Consider the following 1,581-nt stretch of genomic DNA (forward strand, 5'->3'; position numbering starts at 1 on the left):
ATTGTTGGTAAAACCCGCCCCTTGTATCTTAAAAGAGTGCGTCAGTCGATCGCCACGTCATTGATTCGATCATACCGACAATCAGGCGATTGTACCGACAATCAGGCGATCGAGCCGACAAGTGGGCGATCGTACCGACAATCAGGCGATCGAGCCGACAAGTGGGCGATCGTACCGACAAGTGGGCGATCATACCGACAATCAGGTGATCGAGCCGACAAACAGGCGATCATACCGACAAACAGGCGATCATACCGACAATCAGGCGATCAAACCGACAATCAGGCGAGCGAGCCAACAAGCAAAGCGAATCTAAAGAAACAAGGAAAGTTTAGTACAAATGGTTCTGTAACAGCAGAAAGTGTTCTTTAAGAACATCAGAAATCGGTGAAGCTGGCCCGCCCCTTAGACGGAATAAGTCTGTTGCGTAGATAAGCTCCCATTACTGATGACAGGCGCACACTAAACTGGACAGTATCTTAGGCTCTCGGCATCTCCGGGAAAGCCTGCATTCACAAGGTTAGTATTCAATTGCCTGTCGGTTCTTTCATAAATTGGAGCATAAATTGGAGTATATCTGGAGCAAATAATGACATCAACAGTCTTAGGTATAGACATCAGTAAAAGAGACTTTCATGTCTCATTACTGAAAGAAGGTCGTGCGACTAAACCCAAAAAGTTTACGAACAATATTCAAGGGTTTGAGAGTTTACATAACTGGCTTCAACAACAAAATGTAGTAGAGCTCCATGCTTGCATGGAAGCTACTAGCATCTATGGAGAAGCCTTAGCCGAATTCCTCTATGGAGCAGGCTTTCAGGTAAGCATCGTCAATCCGGCAAGAATTAAAGGGTTTGCCAAAAGCGAACTTCTGAGAACTAAAACAGACTCCGTAGATGCAGCATTAATTGCCCGTTTTTGTGCGGCAATGAAACCATCATTGTGGACACCTACAGCCCCCGAAGTCAAGGAATTACAAGCCTTGTTACGGCGACTCGAATCTGTCACAGAAATGATGACGAGCGAACAAAACCGTTTGGAAACAGCTACGCCAACAGTTGCTGCCCTTACCCAGGAACATTTGGACTATCTAAAACAGCAACAACAACTAATCAAAAAACTGATTAGTGACCATTTTGACCAACACCCACATTTAAAACAACAGCGCGAGCTGTTAACCTCAATTCCTGGCATTGGCGATTTAACAGCTTCTGTATTGTTAGCTGAAATTGGCGATGTTTCTGATTACGACAATGCTCGTCAATTAGCAGCTTATGCTGGTCTAACTCCCAGCGAACGGAGTTCTGGAACTTCGGTTAAAGGTAAAACTCGTTTGTCTTGTACCGGAAACGTCCGACTGCGAAAAGCGTTGTATATGCCAGCAGTAGTGGCGATGCGTCATAACCCGTTACTCAAAGCCATGAGTGAGAGATTATTGGGTCGTGGAAAAGTCAAAATGCAGGTGATTGGTGCTTTGATGCGGAAGTTGGTGCATTTGGCTTTTGGAATTTTAAAGTCCCAAAAGCCTTTCGACCCCAATTATTTACTCGCTACCCCTTGACAGTTCAAGACAGTATCTAC

The 1,581-nt window shown here is 45.0% G+C and carries 2 protein-coding genes; both read left to right on the forward strand.

The window, feature by feature from the left end:
• The coding region (locus tag QUB26_RS31740; RefSeq protein WP_333321284.1) for a hypothetical protein at positions 1 to 372 on the forward strand (372 nt) is incomplete at its 5' end.
• A gap of 217 nt (positions 373 to 589) precedes the next feature.
• Complete coding sequence (locus QUB26_RS31745; RefSeq protein WP_333247083.1) at positions 590 to 1,561, forward strand: IS110 family transposase; 972 nt, start codon at positions 590 to 592, stop codon at positions 1,559 to 1,561.
• Positions 1,562 to 1,581 lie beyond the last annotated feature (20 nt).

It is taken from the genome of Microcoleus sp. B4-C1, assembly GCF_036705285.1.
Classification (GTDB): domain Bacteria; phylum Cyanobacteriota; class Cyanobacteriia; order Cyanobacteriales; family Microcoleaceae; genus Microcoleus.

Excerpts from the sequence above, each read along its gene's own strand:
- QUB26_RS31745 (WP_333247083.1), top strand. The coding sequence starts at position 590 with ATGACATCAACAGTCTTAGGTATAGACATCAGTAAAAGAGACTTTCAT.